Below are 15,913 nucleotides of genomic sequence, written 5' to 3'. Positions count from 1 at the left end.
GGAGAGTTGCATGTTGAGGATCAGCCAATACCTGCGAGCGCTGGCCGGCCAGGCGCCCGCCCCCAGAACCAGCCCACCGGGCAACCACCGGGCGCCAGTGGTGATCTGGAACCTGCTCAGGCGCTGCAACCTGACCTGCAAACACTGTTACGCCACCTCCGCCGACAGTGTCTTTCGAGATGAACTGGATACGCCGACTGCACTCACCGTGATCGACGACCTGCACGACGCAGGCGTAAAGGTCCTGATTCTGTCCGGCGGTGAACCCTTATTGCGCGACGATCTGTTTGTGCTCAGCGCTTACGCCCGCGCCAAGGGTTTCTTTGTGGCCTTGTCCACCAACGGCACGCTGATCAATGAGCAAAACATCCCGCAGATCCGCGCGGCGAATTTCGATTATGTCGGGATCAGCATCGATGGCCTGGAAGCCACCCATGACGCCTTCCGCCAATTGAAGGGCAGTTTTGCCAGTTCCATGCAGGCGATCCGGCTCTGTCGCGAACAGGACATTCGTGTCGGCCTGCGCACCACCCTCACCCAGGAAAACCATGGGCAGCTTCCCCAATTACTGGGGCTGATGCGCGAGTACGACGTGCAGAAGTTTTACCTGTCGCACCTCAACTACAGCGGTCGCGGCAAACGCAGCCGCAAGCTCGACGCCCGGCAACAGATGAGCCGTGATGCGATGACGCTGATTTTTGAACGGGCCTGGGAAGATGTCGTGCAGGGCCGCGACAGCGATTTTGTCAGTGGCAATAACGATGCCGACGCGATTCTCTTGCTGCAATGGGCAGGCCTGCATCTACCCGAACATTACCCGCGCCTGGAACACATGCTCCGCGCCTGGGGAGGCAACGCTTCGGGCAGCGGCATCGCCAACATCGACAACACCGGCGAAGTACACCCCGACACCTATTGGTGGCAGCACTCGGTGGGTAACGTGCGGCACACGCCATTTCGCACACTCTGGCTGGACCGGCCGGACGCCTTGCTGCAGCAGCTGCGTGCGCATCCGCGCGCAGTCGGTGGCCGCTGTGGTCAATGCCGCTGGTTGGACATCTGCAATGGCAACACCCGAACCCGCGCCTGGGCCGAAGGCGACCTCTGGGGCCAGGACCCCGGCTGCCACCTCAGCGATGAAGAAATCGGCGTGCCACCGATAACGACCATTCCTTGCATCACACACTGAATTGCCCGTCCGGCCAACCACCTGAAAAAGGCTGGGGCCGGTCAACCTGATGAAGCACCAAGGACGTCCCATGCCTCCATCAATTGCTATACCGACAACACTTGAGTCCCTGTTCAGACCGGGCGAAGTCGCCCTGGTCGGCGCTGGTCCCGGCGATCCACGCCTGCTGACCCTGCGCGCCTGGAGCCTGTTGATGCAGGCCGACGCGGTGGTTTACGATCGCCTGATCAGCCCCGAGCTCCTGACGTTGATCCCCCTCACCTGCTCCCGGCATTACGTCGGCAAGGCGAGCGGCTGCCACAGCCTGCCCCAGGAGCAGATCAACCAACTGCTCGCCGACCTCGCCGATCAAGGACAGCGTGTGGTCCGGCTCAAGGGTGGCGATCCGTTGATTTTTGGTCGCGGCGCCGAGGAGCTGGAGTATCTGCTGCAACGCAATATTGATTGCCAGGTGGTCCCCGGCATTACGGCCGCCTCCGGGTGCAGCGCTTACGCCGGGATCCCGCTGACCCACCGGGACCTGGTCAACTCCTGTCGATTCATTACCGGCCACTTGCAACACGACGGCGAGTTGAAACTGCCCTGGCACGACCTGGCCGACAGCAGCCAGACCCTGGTGTTCTACATGGGCTTGTCGAACCTCGGGATTATCGCTCGGCACTTGATAGACGCCGGCCTGTCTGCCGACACACCGGCGGCGCTGATCAGCAACGGTACGCGGCCCGACCAGCATATCGTCCGTGGCTTGCTGCACCAACTGCCGACCCTGGCGCTGGATTGCCCGCCCGGGATTCCGACGTTGACGGTAATTGGCAAAGTGGTCGACCTGTTCGCCGCACAGAAAATGGAATACCCGGCGCGCTTTTATCCTGCCCAGGCGCAGCAACGCCACGGCAAGGTGGCGATATGAAACGCAGGGTGCTTGTCTCGTTGTTATGGGTCGGTGCGGCCCATGCCGGCGCAGCGACTCCGCCCGCCGACGCAGCGCGTGAACAGGCCGTCAGCCACTACCAACAGCATTGCCAGGGTTGCCATGGCGCCAACCGTTTCGGCGGAACGGGGCCGGCATTGCTGCCGGAGAGCCTGAGCCGGATCAAACCCGACGAAATCCGCAACGTGATCCAGAACGGTCGCCCGGCGAGCCAGATGGCCGGGTTTGCCAGCGTGTTCAACCCGGCGCAGATCGACGCGCTGGCGAACTACCTTCAGCAACCGCCCGCCACCCCGCCGACCTGGAGTAACGACGACATTCTCGGCAGCCACACGATACTCGCCGATATCAGCAAACTGCCCGACACACCCCAGCATGGCGCCGATCCGTTGAACCTGTTCGTGGTGGTGGAAGCCGGCGATCACCACATCAACATCCTCGACGGCGATCGTTTTGAAGTGCTGGCGCGATTTACTTCGCACTTTGCGGTGCATGGCGGGCCGAAGTTCTCGCCGGATGGGCGCTTCGTCTACGTCGCCTCGCGCGATGGCTGGGTCAGCCTGTACGACCTGCATAACCTGAAGCTGATCGCCGAGGTCCGCGCCGGGCTCAATACCCGCAACCTGGCGGTGAGCAAGGATGGTCGCTGGGTGCTGGTGGGGAACTACCTGCCGGGCAACCTGGTGGTGCTCGATGCCCGCGATCTGTCGCTGGTCAAAACCATCCCCGCGATCGGCCGGGACGGCACCGTATCACGGGTCAGCGCGGTCTACACCGCCCCGCCACGGGACAGTTTCATCGTCGCGCTCAAAGACGTGAAGGAAGCCTGGGAACTGTCGAGCGCCGGCACACCGGACTTCGAACCGCGACGGATCCAGGCCGAGGATGTGCTGGACGACTTTTCCTTTTCCCCGGACTACAAGCAACTGCTGGCCACGTCGCGCAAGGCCAAAGGCGGTCAAGTGATCGACCTCGACAGCGGCAAAGTGGTCACCGACATACCGCTGCCGGGCATGCCCCACCTGGGGTCCGGGACCTATTGGAAACACAACGGCCAATGGGTGTTCGCCACGCCGAACATCAGCCAGGGGCTGATCTCGGTCATCGACCTCAAGACCTGGAAACTGATCAAGGAAATCCCCACCCTGGGGCCGGGTTTCTTCATGCGTAGCCACGTCAACTCGCGGTATGCCTGGACCGACGTGTTCTTCGGGCCGGACAACGATGCGATTCACCTGATCGACAAACAGACCCTGGAAATCGCCCACACCTTGCGCCCGATGCCCGGCAAGACGGCCGCCCACGTCGAGTTCACACGCGATGGGCGCTACCTGCTGCTGAGCATCTGGGCCACCGATGGCGCGCTGATTGTTTACGACAGCAACACCCTCAAGGAGATCAAGCGCCTGCCGATGAACAAGCCGTCGGGCAAATATAACGTGGGGAACAAGATCGAGTTTGTGGAGGGGACTTCGCATTAGGGGTTGGGTGTATATCCGTTTTTGCGGTAACGGCTGCTATGGGTTCCGCTCTTACAGCGGGTTACTTGGAAAAGCGCCAAGTAACCAAGCGCTTTTGCCCCTTTCGTTCGGTGGCTCGCTTAGGCTCGCCATGCCCTCGCTCCGGTCCTGCTCCGTGGGCCCGCCGCTATCGGCCATCCATGGCCGGGGGCGGCTAACCCGGCATCCATGCCGGGTTGCCCACTGCGCAGAACCTCCACTCGGCCTCTCGAGGGGGCGCATACCGCAAAAGCCGCGCGAGGCGGCCTGCCAGCCGGCCTGTTTCTTCAAGCATACGTGTTCCCCCTGTAGGAGCGAGCTTGCTCGCGAAGGACGTCAACGATAACGCGTGCTGTCTGAATGAACGTGTTCTCCATACGTTTTTCGCGAGCAAGCTCGCTCCTACAGGTACAGCGCCGCTCTGGCTCTGGCCGTTGATCTTGCTTTTGCGTTTGCGTTTGCTTTGGCTTTGATCTTGACCTGCCCCGTCGGAAGGCCGAGCGCAGGTTCTGCGCAGTGGGCAACCCGGCATGGATGCCGGGTTAGCCGCCCCCGGCCATGGATGGCCGATGGCGGCGGGCCCACGGAGCAGGACCGGAGTGAGGGTATGGCGAGCCTGGGCGAGCCACCGTACGTCAGGGGCGAAAGCGTTTGGTTACTTTGCGCCGGGCCGCGCAGGCTTTTCCAAGTAACCCGCTGTAAGAGCGGAACCATTAGTGGCCGTTACCGCAGGAATCGATATGTACTCGGTCAACAAACCACGGACCGCCTTCGCAGCCCAAATGTGTGTTCACCCTTCAGCCCAAGGTATAACCATTATCGACCTTCCAATCCTGCCCGTAGACACCCCGAGCGCCTTGGGACAGCTGAAAGACAATCACGTTGGCCACCGCGGATGCGTCGAGGAAATGACCAGGCAGCAGACGTTTGCCGAGGGTGTCGGCGACTTCGTTGAGTTCATCGTCGCTCAAGCCCAGGTTGTCCCACATCGGGGTGGCGGTCGGCCCCGGGGAGACCAGATTGATGCGCACATCAAAACGGGCAAACTCCACCGCCAACGTGCGCGCCTGTGCTGCCAGCGCGGCCTTGCTGGCTATGCAGGCAGCCAGGCCGGGAAAGGTCGAACCGGTCAGGAAGCTGCCGACAAACACCACCGAAGCCGGGCTCGCCAGCTCCCCGCGCAACGCCGCCAGAGTGTTCAACGCCCCGGCACCGTTGACCGCCCATTGGCGTTGAAAGGCCGGCATGTCCAGGCTGTCGGCCATTTCCGCGATCCCCGCGCCAGGCACCAGATAATCCACCGGGCCCAGCGCCGCCGCCCGCCGGGCCAGCCCTTGCAGGTCCTCCTCGCAGGTGACGTCCCCGGCACACCATTGCAACCGTTCGCCGTAGACCTGCTGCAAGGTCGGCAACTCACCGACGGTACGTGACATCGCCAGCACCTTGACGCCACGCGGCAACAGCGCAGCGCACAGGGCCAGACCAATCCCGGAACTGGCGCCGGTGATCACGGCCAAACGGTCCTGAAACTCGGTTTGCATCATGTTCTCCTGGGCATCGTCGATGCCAAGCACTAGGGACATTACGGGTCCCTATCTTTGAACAGGTGCAAAAATACCGACTTGACGGCGATCAGATTTTTTCAAAGGTTGCGCAGAGAACCGACCGGTCAGTGAGTCGAGTGCGACATGGCCGGTTGTTGAAGCACCGCCTGATCGATTTCACTGAACCGCAGCACGCGACCGCCCTGCTCGGCGACCAGTTTTTCAGCGGCCTGCTGAGTGGAAAAAGACGCCAGCACCACGCCCATGGCCCCCTTGAGCCGGGTGCCAACCACGTAGAAGGCATCCCTGGCATCGATCAGGTGGGAGTCATCCGGTGCATTCCACGGACTGCGGCCCATGTCGTGGACATACAACCGGGCATCGCCATGATGATTTTCCGGCTGCAACCACCAACCGATCATTTCCGCCGTGGAACAGAATTTCTTGACGCCGCTGCGCTCGACCACTTCGCCCTTGGGCCCGGGGAAGCCGTCGATGATCATGCCGCAGACATGGCATTCATCACTGGGATGAAACGCGGTGGGCGCGTCGCTGTAGCTGGCTTGCTCCGGTTTGTCACAGGCCGCCAGCAGCAGGCAGACCATCAGACCTGCCACCGCGCGTACCGTCGTTAGATAAAGAGTGCTCATCGTCAACTGCTCCAGAAATATCAAGGTGGGAATTCATGTCGCCCGTCGACGGAACAGCAGCCAGGCCGAGCCCAATGGCGCCGCTACCCACAGCAACAGGCACAGCCAGAGCATCGCGCCCGGCATCGGCAGATCACTGCCCAGCGTCAGCACGCCAGCGGCATTGGCGCCCGGTTCAAAACCGGAGAGATTGATCAGGCGATAGATGTCGGCAGGATTGAGCAGCAGCAACCAGGGCAGCACTTTCGGATTGAACTGCCCTTCGCTGAGTACCAGCAATGCCAGCAGCGCCAGGTCGAACACCAGCACAAAAAAGAACCACACCCCCAGCGCCAACCCGGCGGCGGTGGATTTCTCGGCGGACACACTGCTCAGCACATAGGCCAGCCCAAGAAAGCCCCAGCCGAGTAACGTCGACGACAGCATGAATCGTCCAAACGCCCAGAGCAGCAGGCTCAGTTCGACGTCCTCCACCAGTACGGCGATCGCCAGCATCGCGCAGCCGAAACCGATCAGCGTGGCCAGCGCCAGGATCAACCCGTGGCCAATGAACTTGCCGAGCAGGATGTGCCCACGCCCAAGCGGATAGGTCAGCAACAGCAGCAAGGTGCCGCTTTCGTCCTCGCCGACGATGGCGTCATAGGCCAGCAGCAAGGCGATCAGCGGCATCAGGAACGTCGCCAGACTGGCCAGGCTGGCAATAGTGGCGGGCACCGAGGTAAACCCCAATTGACCGGAAGCCGCGGCGCCCAACCAGGCAATGCCGGTTGCCAGCACCGCGAACAACAGGCTGATCGCCAACAGCCAGCGGTTGCGCAAACCGTCATTGAATTCCTTGCGGGCCATGTTCCAGATCGGGTTCATGCGATCTCTCCATTGGGGGTCGCACCGGCCCGCCCCATGTAATAGCGGTAGATGTCTTCCAGGGACGGTGGGTCGATTTCCACGTCGGCCGGTTCGTCTTCATTGAGCAATTGCCGCAACAGACCAAGCTTGCTGCCGTTGTGTGCGGCCACTTCCAGGCCTTCCACGCCCCAGCGCTGGGTGACATGCCCGGCGTTGTTCCAGGATGCCTGCAGGGGCCCGGCGTGCTTGAGTCCGTTGGCGCGAATCAGCGTCGGCAACCCGGCCTCCTCTCGCAGTCTGCGCAGGCTACCAAGCGCCAGCAGGCGCCCCTGAGTCAGAATCGCCGCACGGTTGATGTGCGCCTCGACCCCCGGCAATACGTGGGAGCAGAGAATGATGCTGGTGCCCTGGCTGCGCAGCCGGTCAAGCAACCGATACAGGTCTTGGGTGGCAATCGGATCGAGGCCGACGGTCGGCTCGTCGAGCAGCAACAAGCGCGGCTCGCCGAGCAAGGCTTGCGCCAGTCCCAGGCGCTGGCGCATGCCCTTGGAGTAGGTCTTGACCCGTCGATGCGCGGCGCCCGCCAGGCCGACTTCCTCCAGTAACACGTCCACCTGGGCGGGCGCTGCGCCTTTGAGTCGTGCGAAATGACGCAAGGTCTCCAGGCCGCTCATCTGCGGGTAAAAGGTCACGTTCTCCGGCAAATAGCCCAGCAGACGCCGAACGTGTGGATCACTGGGCAATCGGCCGAACACCCGGACCTGCCCTTCGCTGGCCTGGAGCAGGCCGAGCACCAGTTTCATGCTGGTGGTCTTGCCGGCACCGTTGTGCCCGAACAAGCCCAGCACTTCACCTTCGGCGAGGCTCAGGCTCAACTGATGCAACACGGTAGTGTGCCCATAGCGCTGGCTGACGCCTTCCATGTCGATGACATTCATGCGATAGGCTCCTGGGTCAGGGTTTGAGTGGTGGGCTTCATGAGCGGATGGCTGTCCAGTACGCCAGGCGATTTCATCACCGGAAACGCCCGTTGCACCCAGCGCAGCAATTCGATCCCGGGACTGTTCATCAACAGCCGCACCTGCGGGTACAGCCATAGCAGGCGGTCAACGTTGTCGTTGGGTTCGTAGGCGATATCGCCCTGGCCATCGTTGTTGCGGTCCCAGCCCAGGTAATCGCTCCAGTAATTGCCCCGGCCATCCACCGACCATTCCTGCAAGCGGGTGGCGACGTATTTGACCTGCCGCTGGTTGCCGACAAACGCGTTGTCGGCGATGCGGTTGTCTTCCGAGCCGGCGGTGAGGTGAATGCCCACGGCGCTGTGCTCGAAGTGGTTGTGTTCAATACTGTTGAACAGCGAGTTGTAGATGAACAGTGCCTTGCCCTCGGCGCCGCTGATCATGCTGTCGCCGGTCGAGCCGTCACGCACGTCCGTGACGAAGTTGTCACGCAAGGTTGAATAGGTGATGTAGTTCATCAGGATCCCGTAGTTCTGATCCTGTTCGGAGCGGTTGCCGATCACCGTGAGCTTGCGGCTTTGCATCAAGGCATAGCCGGTGCGGGTACGGCGGGTAGTGTTGCCGATCAGCCGGTTGTCGTTGGCGAACATGTAATGCACGCCGTAGCGCAGGTCTTCCAGGGTATTGCCTTGCAGCAGGTTGCCGTTGGAGGTGTCGATATAGATGCCATCGCGGGTGTCGCGCACCTGGTTGCCGATGACCCTGGCGCCATGCACCGCATACAGGTGAATGCCGTTGCCGCGATCCTGGGAGCGCATCGCTGGATCACCCTGAATGCGGTTGTCGATCAGGCTCGCATCCTGAGTGCCGTCGACCCAGATACCAAAACCCTGGCCTTGCAGGCGATTGCCTTTGATCACCGCGCCACGGGCCTCGGGCTGGAGGAACACCGCCGCATTCATGGCCGTGAGATCGTGCCCCCAGTCCAGGAAGGTGCAACCCTCGATCCCGACATCGGGTGCGCTGACGATCACCCCGTTGCCCTGCCCTTGCGCCTGGAATACGGCACCGGGCTCGCAAACGATCTGCATCGGCTGATCGACGCTGAACGAGCCACGGTACTCGCCCGCCGGCAGGTGCCAGCGTTGTTCGGCGTCAAGCCGCAATGGCAACGTCGTGATCGGTTGCACCGACGCCAGCGCGCTACCGGAAATCAGCAGGAGCGCAAGCGCGATCACCTTGATTGGGTTTCCCTTGATATCGGTCATCGGCCCGCTCCTGTCGATGGGTAACCGTCAGGCCCGCTCGACCTTCATGCGGCCGACCATTTCCATGTGCAGCGCATGGCAGAACCAGCTGCAGTAGTACCAATGCAGGCCGGCCTTGTCGGCGGTAAAGGTGATGGACGAGGTTTGCTGCGGGCTGATCTCCATGCTGGCGCCATGGTTGGTCATGACGAAGCCATGGGACACATCCTCGATCTGGTCGATGTTGGTGATGATCACGGTCACTTCGTTGCCCTGCTTGACGGTGAACTCGGTCAGACCATAGGCCGGGGCCATGGAGGTCATGTAGACCCGCACATGATTGCCGTCGCGGATGACCTTGTTGTCGGTCTCCAGGTTGATCCCGTCTTTCTTGGCCATCTCCACGGTGGGGGCGAAGAACGGATCGTTGCGGCTCCAGATCTTTTGGGTCTTGATCTGGTCCCGGCGCGCGAGGATGCAATCGTGGGGTTCGGCAAATGCAGGACCGTCGTGCACCAGTTTCATTTCTTCGCCGGAAATATCGATCAACTGGTCGTTTTCCGGGTGCAGCGGCCCGGTCGGCAGGAAGCGGTCCTTGGAGAATTTGCACAACACCACCAGCCACTTGCCATCCGCTTCACTGGTTTCGGTCAGCGAGGCATGGTTATGGCCTGGCTGGTAATGCACGTCGAGCTTCTGCTTGATGTAATTGACCTTTTCGCCCTTGTAGGCGCGTATCGCTTCCTCCATGTTCCACTTCACCACCTGACTGTCGATGAACAGTGTGGTGTAGGCATTGCCGCGACCGTCGAAGGTGGTGTGCAACGGGCCCAGGCCCAGTTCCGGCTCGGCGACGATGACCTCGCGGGGGTCCTTGAATTTGTCGGCGAACAGGTCGTCCAGGCGGTCGATGGCAATCATCGATACCGTTGGCGACAGCTTGCCGTTGGCAATGAAGTATTTGCCATCGGAGGACGTATTGAGGCCGTGGGGGTTCTTCGGGACCGGGATATAGCGGGTGAATTCGGAGTCTTTGCCATCGGTTTTACGACCGTCGACCACCGGCACTTTCGAGTCTTCCAGGGTGATGAACTTGCCGGCCTTGATGGCAGCCTCGATGCGCGGGATGTTGAACACTACGACCCAGTCACGCTCGTTGCGCATCATGCCGCCAAGGTCGTAGGCCTTCTCCGAGTTGTAGCAGGTGGAAGCAGCGTACTTGCCGGTGTAATCGGCGTCGGCGTTGTCCAGGTTGCCGTCGACGATCACCTGGAAGGCCATTTCCATTTTCTCGGCATCAATGGCGTTGAACATAGTGAAGCTGTTCTTGTCTTGCAGATCGAACGTGTGGCCGTCATTGGGGTGCGGGATCACGAACTCGGCATTGGCGAACACATACTTGGTGTAGGGGACTTTTTGCAGGCGCAGGCCGTGAATGGCTTGCACGTTCGGCACCGTGAGAATCTTGTCGCACTTCATGATGTCCAGGCGGATGCGCGCGACGCGGGAGTTGGCCTTGTCGTTGATGAACAGGTACTTGCCGTCGTACTTGCCGTCCGTCATGGAGATGTGCGGGTGATGGCAGTCGCCGTTCTGGAACTTCGCGCTGTCGCCCAGGATCCGCTTGCTTTCATTGGTCAGGCCCCAACCGGTGGCAGAGTCGACATTGAACACGGGAATACGCATCAATTCGCGCATCGACGGCACACCCAGCACCCGCACTTCGCCCTGATGACCACCGCTCCAGAAGCCGTAGTATTCGTCCAGCTCGCCTGGCCCGACATGGACTTTCGCCTGCGCATCCTTGACCGCCGAGGCCCAGGATTCGCGGCTGAACACCGCACCACCGAGTGTGGTGGCACCCGCCAGCACGGCGCCGGTCACGGCGCTGCTGCCCAGAAAACCGCGACGACTGAGTCCGGTCTGCTCTTCGTCCTGCACGGGCTTTGTGGATTCTTTGTCAGTCATGCTGCGTACTCCTTGAAGGGATAAAACGGTCACTGCGGACGTGCGCTCGCGAGCTTCATTCAGGAGACGTCACTTCCACGACAGGTATCAGTTGCACAGCCACGGGTGCCGGCTTGCCGCGCTTCTTGCGCTTGTTGATCAGCGGCGGGCATTTGTCGTCGTTGTGGTAGGTCATCTGGCAATCGAGGCAGTAGTGGCACTCGTTGGCATTAATCCGGCCATCCGGGTGAATCGCCTGGATCTCGCATTCCTTGGCGCACAACTGGCAGGGATTGCCGCATTCCTTGCGGCGCTTGAGCCAGTCGAACAGGCGTAATTGGGTCGGGATCGCCAGCGCCGCGCCCAACGGGCAGATGTAGCGGCAATAGACCTTGCGCGTGAAGATGTTGATCACCAGCAGCGCCACCGCGTACAGCACGAACCACCACTGGCGGTCGAACCTGAGGGTGATGGCGGTCTTGAAGGGTTCCACCTCGGCGAACAGTTCGGCGGTGGACATCGACTCCAGGGAGATGCCGAAGAGCAGCAGCAAAATGATGTACTTGATCGCCCACAGCCGCTCATGGACCGCGAAGGGCAATTCGTATTGGGGAATCTTCAGTTTGCGCGCGGCTTCGTTGATCAACTCTTGCAAGGCGCCAAACGGGCACAACCAGCCGCAGAACACGCCACGGCCCCACAGCAGAATGCTCGCGGCGGTGAAGACCCACAGCATGAAGATCAGCGGATCGGTGAGAAACAGCTCCCAGCGAAAGTGCTCGAACAGCGCATGGACAAAGGTCAGGACATTGACCACCGACAGCTGCCCCAGGGCATACCAGCCCAGGAAAACCACGGTGAAGAGCAGGTAACCACGACGCAGCCAGTGCAGAAAACGGGGCCGGCGAGCGAGCTTGTCCTGCAGGAACAAGATCGCCGTCAGCAGCAACAACGCGCTCGCGAGTACGGCAATCTGGAAGTATTTCTGGTACCAGATGGTCAGCCACATCGGCCGGTTGGCTTCCTCGATGGCCGCCAGCTCTTCGGCACTGGGTGCGGGTCGCTCAAGGTATGGCTCGGGCAGTTGATAAGCCAGTTCGAAGCTGCTGAAGGTGCCGCTGACCGGACCGGTCTGACGCCGCACCAGCAACTCCAGGGACCAGGCCGATCCCGGATCGAATCCCGCCGCTTTGCGGACAATGAACACCGACATTTCATTGAATTCGGGCATGCCCTTGGCAAACACGTCGGAGAGCCGCTGATGGTCCATGTCACGGAAACTGATGACATTGCCGAACTGGCGCAATTGCACCCGATCGAAAATCCCGCCACGCACATAGCCCGAACCTTTATAGGAATACTGCCCACGACCCAGTACCGCGATGGCCTGCTCGCCGGGTTTGAGTTCCTGCATGAGGACGCGATATTGATGGTCGCCCAGCAGCGCGCGGCCGATGGTCGGGGGGTTCAGGTCGGCGGTGTACAGCTCGATGAAGGTGTCATTGATTTGATCCGGGCCGGCGTCGTCGACACCTTCGGCTTCAGTGCCCTTGAAGGCGGCATCGACCTGTCCACGGGTCAGGTTCAACCGGCGAATGGCGCCGTTGCCAGTCAGTTGCTCCCACGTGGCGGATTCGAAAAAATCCTGGCGTACGGTGGCGGGTTTGTTCACCACCCCACCCTTGTCCTCGATCAGCTTGAGCGATACGGCCACCTCATGGGCGGCACGCATGATGACCTCATTGACCACCATGGCGGTGACAGTGGCGCCAGCGATCGCATCGACAGTGACCGCGCTCGGGTCGCTGGAATGCCCGACCACCACTCGCTGATTGACCTTGATCCCTTTGTATCGAGCACTGAAGCCGTGAAGTTTTTCTTCGGGGATGCCGATCAGCAGAATCGGTTCGTGGTGTTCCAGCACATAGGCGTCCTGAATCACGCCGGTGGTGTCGAGGATCACCTGGGTATTGATCGGCTTGCCCGAGTAGGCGGGAATATCCACCACATCCAGGCTCTGGAACACATACCCGATGACCTTGTCCGCCGCGGACAGCGTGCGCACCTTGAATGGGCCTTCGGGTGCGGAAACCGAATCGGTTTGAGGGAAGACCTTCTCGATACGCTGCTGCTCGATGTCACCGTAGGACTTGGCCTGCACTGCCGCGAACGTCGCGATCAGCAGCAAGACCATCACTCCCAGCCCGACGCGCCAGGCGCTCCGGCTGCCATGTATCGAAGGCTGAGGGATTGTCATGAATTCGCTGATTTCAAAGGGGCTTGCGGCCATATTAGTGCGTGCTGCACGCCCTGCCCTTGATTGAGATCAACTCAATGAGATCCCTTGCGCCAGAGCGTCCCGGAGCCTCAAACGGTGCGGGAAAACTGACCCTTTTGTTCACCCCCCAGGTAAGCGTCAAACGCCATCGCGGCACTGCGCATCATCAAATAGCCTTGCGGTAACAGCACCAATTCGTCGCGATGAATCTGCAGGAGTCCATCCCCCACATGCTCGTCCAGTTGCGCCAGCGCCTCGGCAAAATACTCGGTGAAACAGATACCGTGGCTCGCTTCGAACCTGGCGAAATCGATCCGGCCATGGCACATCAGGTCGCTGATCACCTCCCGGCGCAACAGGTCGTCGGCACTCAGGCGGTAGCCGCGATGCACCGGCAACAGGCCTTGATCGATCCGCGCGTAGTACTGCGAAAGTTCCTTGACGCTCTGGCTGTAGCTGTCGCCGACCTTGCCGATCGACGACACGCCCAGGCCGATCAAGTCACAGTCGGCATGGGTCGAATACCCCTGGAAGTTGCGTTGCAAGGTGCCATTGGCCCGGGCCCGTGTCAGCTCGTCCTCGGGCAAGGCGAAGTGATCCATGCCGATGTAGACGTAACCGGCCTCGGTCAGACGGCGGATGGTCAGCTCCAGCAACTCCAGCTTGCGCTCCGGCGGCGGCATGTCGGCCGGGCGAATCAGCCGTTGCGCGCGTACCAGTTCCGGCATGTGGGCGTAACTGTAGGCGGCGATCCGGTCGGGACGCAGTGCGATGATCTTGTCCAGGGTGACACCGAAGCTGTCCACCGTTTGCAACGGCAGGCCATAGATCAGGTCGACGCTGACCGACTTGAAGTGTGCCTGGCGCGCGGCGGCGACCAGCGCATAGATCTGCTCTTCGCTTTGCTGGCGATTGACCGCCGCCTGTACCGCCGGGTCGAAATCCTGCACACCGAAGCTCAGGCGATTGAAGCCCAGCCCACGCAGCGTGTGCACCTGCCCGGTGCTGATGGTGCGCGGGTCGACCTCAATGGAGAACTCGTGGTCATCGCTGTCATCCAGGTTGAAGGCCTGATGCAGGCACGCCATCAGCTCGGCCAATTGTTCGTCGCTCAAGTAAGTCGGTGTACCGCCCCCCAGGTGCAACTGCGTGAGTGTTCGAGTGCGGTCGAACAAGGCCGCCTGCATGGCGATCTCGCGCTTGAGGTAGCCCAGGTACTCCACGGCGCGCTGCGGCTTGCGAGTGATGATCTTGTTGCAGGCGCAGTAGTAACAAAGGCTCTGGCAGAACGGAATGTGGATGTAGGCGGACAGCGGCTTGGGCACGGCCAACTGGTTGCTGGCCTGCACCGCTTGCCGATAGTCGTCGACTGCAAAGGCCTGATGGAACTGCGGCGCCGTGGGATAGGAGGTGTAGCGCGGCCCCGGACGGTCATATTTGCTGACCAGGGCACGATTGAAATCAAAGACAGGCATCATGATCGATCAACTCTTGAGGGGATGAGTGCCCCGGGTGGTTCACGTCCTGTTCGAACACCTGGCAGATAGCGTCCACCTCCAGCCGTCCGGCCGGAAGAATGCTGATAAAGCGCTCCGAGAGCTCGACCAGGCCGTCCTCGCTCATCTGCCGGAGGCACTGCCAGGCGGCGGCGAAGTACTGCTGGAAAATCAGCCCGTAACGGCTTTCGATGGCCCGGATATCCAGCTCCAGGTCACAGGCCAGGCGCTCCATCACCAACTGCCTGACCTGATCGCCCGCCTCGCAGCGCCAGCCACGGCAGATTGCCAACTGACCACTGTGCAGCTGCTGCAGATAGTGTTCAGGATCCTCGGTATTTTGCGCATACAACTCGTCGAACTGGCTGATGGCGCCCGGTCCAAAGCCGACATGATCGCAGTACCCGTGCCGGGTGAAGCCGTGGCAGGTACGACGCAAGCGGCCGCGTTCCTGAGCGATCGCCAGGTCATCGTCGGGGCGGACAAACTGCCCCAGGCCAATGACTTGATACCCGGCGGCCAGCAGCTGTTCAAAACAGGTCCGGCGCATCGCGCCCTTGGCGTCCTCGCTGCAGGCATCGGTGGCGTGGTGCCCGTGCCGGTAGCGCGGTGGCGGCTGGGCGTAGTCGAACACCTGCACGCGATCCGGTTCCAGCTCGATGATAGCCGCCAGTTTCAGGGCGAAGCTGTGCGGGGTCTGCCAGGCATGGCCGTACCCCAGGTCGACGTTGACGGAGCGAAAACCGAAGGTGCGGGCGGCGTCGATCAGCGAGTGAATCGGTGCGGGGTTCTGGTAGCTGGTCGCTGACCGCTCGCCGTCGGTGCCGATGTCCGGGACACCGATGCTCACATGATTGAACCCCTGCTCACGCAGCACGCCCATCATCGCCCAATCGGTGTGATGCAGATCGACGTCGACACTGTAGTCGCCGCACTCGTGTCCGAGAATGTTGAACCGGTTGCGCAGATGCGCCATCAGCCGCTGCACAGGCTGCGCCTGCGGGGTTCCTCCGCCCAGGTGGAATTGCTCGACACGTTGCCCCGCCCCCAAGTGACACCCCAGCAGGTCGATCTCGCGCAGCAGACACTGAAAATGAGGCTCAGACCTGAAACCCGCGGGAATCTGCACGTTCAACGACAGCGGACGACACTTCTGGCGACTGACGCGCAATGCCCGCAGCACATCCAGAGATCCGATCCCTCCATGAAACTTGCGGGTGTCGGCATGACAATTGGGGTCGAGCACGCCTTGGTCGTGGCGAACGAAGGGCTCGCGGCGGGCGTGGAATAAATCGGCCATGACAGAGCTCCGAGACTGGCTGCAGGT

General features: G+C 61.4%; 12 protein-coding genes. 3 read left to right on the top strand and 9 right to left on the bottom strand.

Annotated elements, in window-relative coordinates:
* Positions 1–10: 10 nt before the first annotated feature.
* The 3 genes from nirJ to CKW25_RS21790 all read left to right on the top strand — a co-directional run bounded on the left by nirJ (position 11) and on the right by CKW25_RS21790 (position 3,601).
* The gene (gene nirJ, locus CKW25_RS21800; RefSeq protein ID WP_095082428.1) at positions 11–1,189 is read left to right on the top strand and encodes a heme d1 biosynthesis radical SAM protein NirJ; all 1,179 of its coding nucleotides are present in this window, start codon (positions 11–13) and stop codon (positions 1,187–1,189) included.
* Positions 1,190–1,259: 70 nt separating this feature from the next.
* A complete protein-coding gene (gene cobA, locus CKW25_RS21795; RefSeq protein WP_095082426.1) occupies positions 1,260–2,099 on the top strand; it encodes a uroporphyrinogen-III C-methyltransferase in 840 nt (279 codons plus the stop codon).
* Positions 2,096–3,601 (top strand): cytochrome D1 domain-containing protein, encoded by a 1,506-nt coding sequence (locus CKW25_RS21790; protein WP_095082424.1) that lies wholly within the window; start codon positions 2,096–2,098, stop codon positions 3,599–3,601. Before cobA ends, CKW25_RS21790 begins: the two co-directional genes overlap by 4 nt.
* 815 nt (positions 3,602–4,416) lie before the next feature.
* Here the strand turns inward: CKW25_RS21790 and CKW25_RS21785 are convergent.
* From CKW25_RS21785 to CKW25_RS21745, 9 genes are all read right to left on the bottom strand, one after another.
* Entirely contained in the window at positions 4,417–5,160 is a 744-nt protein-coding gene (locus CKW25_RS21785) for an SDR family NAD(P)-dependent oxidoreductase (RefSeq protein WP_095082568.1), read from the bottom strand.
* A gap of 128 nt (positions 5,161–5,288) precedes the next feature.
* Positions 5,289–5,813: a nitrous oxide reductase accessory protein NosL gene (locus tag CKW25_RS21780; RefSeq protein WP_095082422.1), complete on the bottom strand. Its 525-nt coding sequence runs from the start codon at positions 5,811–5,813 to the stop codon at positions 5,289–5,291.
* Between the two features lie 33 nt (positions 5,814–5,846).
* Positions 5,847–6,677, bottom strand: a complete 831-nt coding sequence (locus CKW25_RS21775) for an ABC transporter permease (RefSeq protein WP_095082420.1) — start codon at positions 6,675–6,677, stop codon at positions 5,847–5,849.
* The gene (locus tag CKW25_RS21770) at positions 6,674–7,597 is read right to left on the bottom strand and encodes an ABC transporter ATP-binding protein (RefSeq protein ID WP_095082418.1); all 924 of its coding nucleotides are present in this window, start codon (positions 7,595–7,597) and stop codon (positions 6,674–6,676) included. Before CKW25_RS21770 ends, CKW25_RS21775 begins: the two co-directional genes overlap by 4 nt.
* Positions 7,594–8,886: a nitrous oxide reductase family maturation protein NosD gene (locus CKW25_RS21765; RefSeq protein ID WP_095082416.1), complete on the bottom strand. Its 1,293-nt coding sequence runs from the start codon at positions 8,884–8,886 to the stop codon at positions 7,594–7,596. The genes CKW25_RS21770 and CKW25_RS21765 overlap by 4 nt, the downstream gene beginning before the upstream one ends.
* 27 nt (positions 8,887–8,913) lie before the next feature.
* Complete coding sequence (nosZ, locus tag CKW25_RS21760; protein WP_095082414.1) at positions 8,914–10,833, bottom strand: TAT-dependent nitrous-oxide reductase; 1,920 nt, start codon at positions 10,831–10,833, stop codon at positions 8,914–8,916.
* A gap of 55 nt (positions 10,834–10,888) precedes the next feature.
* Complete coding sequence (gene nosR, locus CKW25_RS21755; protein WP_256578005.1) at positions 10,889–13,069, bottom strand: transcriptional regulator NosR; 2,181 nt, start codon at positions 13,067–13,069, stop codon at positions 10,889–10,891.
* Positions 13,070–13,179: 110 nt separating this feature from the next.
* Positions 13,180–14,568 carry an oxygen-independent coproporphyrinogen III oxidase gene (hemN, locus tag CKW25_RS21750; RefSeq protein WP_095082410.1) on the bottom strand — a complete coding sequence of 463 codons (1,389 nt, stop codon included), beginning with the start codon at positions 14,566–14,568 and terminating at the stop codon, positions 13,180–13,182.
* Positions 14,552–15,886, bottom strand: coding sequence for a coproporphyrinogen III oxidase (locus CKW25_RS21745; RefSeq protein WP_095082408.1), 1,335 nt, complete (start codon positions 15,884–15,886; stop codon positions 14,552–14,554). The genes hemN and CKW25_RS21745 overlap by 17 nt, the downstream gene beginning before the upstream one ends.
* Between the last annotated feature and the right edge of the window lie 27 nt (positions 15,887–15,913).

Origin of the sequence: Pseudomonas sp. Irchel s3h17, from assembly GCF_900187505.1 — a bacterium.
Taxonomy (GTDB): domain Bacteria; phylum Pseudomonadota; class Gammaproteobacteria; order Pseudomonadales; family Pseudomonadaceae; genus Aquipseudomonas.
The sequence above is the reverse complement of the archived record's forward strand: the minus strand, read 5'-3'. Positions and strand labels throughout refer to the sequence as shown.

Excerpts from the sequence above, each read along its gene's own strand:
- nirJ (WP_095082428.1), top strand. The coding sequence starts at position 11 with ATGTTGAGGATCAGCCAATACCTGCGAGCGCTGGCCGGCCAGGCGCCC.
- cobA (WP_095082426.1), top strand. The coding sequence starts at position 1,260 with ATGCCTCCATCAATTGCTATACCGACAACACTTGAGTCCCTGTTCAGA.
- CKW25_RS21790 (WP_095082424.1), top strand. The coding sequence starts at position 2,096 with ATGAAACGCAGGGTGCTTGTCTCGTTGTTATGGGTCGGTGCGGCCCAT.
- CKW25_RS21785 (WP_095082568.1), bottom strand. The coding sequence starts at position 5,160 with ATGCAAACCGAGTTTCAGGACCGTTTGGCCGTGATCACCGGCGCCAGT.
- CKW25_RS21780 (WP_095082422.1), bottom strand. The coding sequence starts at position 5,813 with ATGAGCACTCTTTATCTAACGACGGTACGCGCGGTGGCAGGTCTGATG.
- CKW25_RS21775 (WP_095082420.1), bottom strand. The coding sequence starts at position 6,677 with ATGAACCCGATCTGGAACATGGCCCGCAAGGAATTCAATGACGGTTTG.
- CKW25_RS21770 (WP_095082418.1), bottom strand. The coding sequence starts at position 7,597 with ATGAATGTCATCGACATGGAAGGCGTCAGCCAGCGCTATGGGCACACT.
- CKW25_RS21765 (WP_095082416.1), bottom strand. The coding sequence starts at position 8,886 with ATGACCGATATCAAGGGAAACCCAATCAAGGTGATCGCGCTTGCGCTC.
- nosZ (WP_095082414.1), bottom strand. The coding sequence starts at position 10,833 with ATGACTGACAAAGAATCCACAAAGCCCGTGCAGGACGAAGAGCAGACC.
- nosR (WP_256578005.1), bottom strand. The coding sequence starts at position 13,069 with ATGACAATCCCTCAGCCTTCGATACATGGCAGCCGGAGCGCCTGGCGC.
- hemN (WP_095082410.1), bottom strand. The coding sequence starts at position 14,568 with ATGATGCCTGTCTTTGATTTCAATCGTGCCCTGGTCAGCAAATATGAC.
- CKW25_RS21745 (WP_095082408.1), bottom strand. The coding sequence starts at position 15,886 with ATGGCCGATTTATTCCACGCCCGCCGCGAGCCCTTCGTTCGCCACGAC.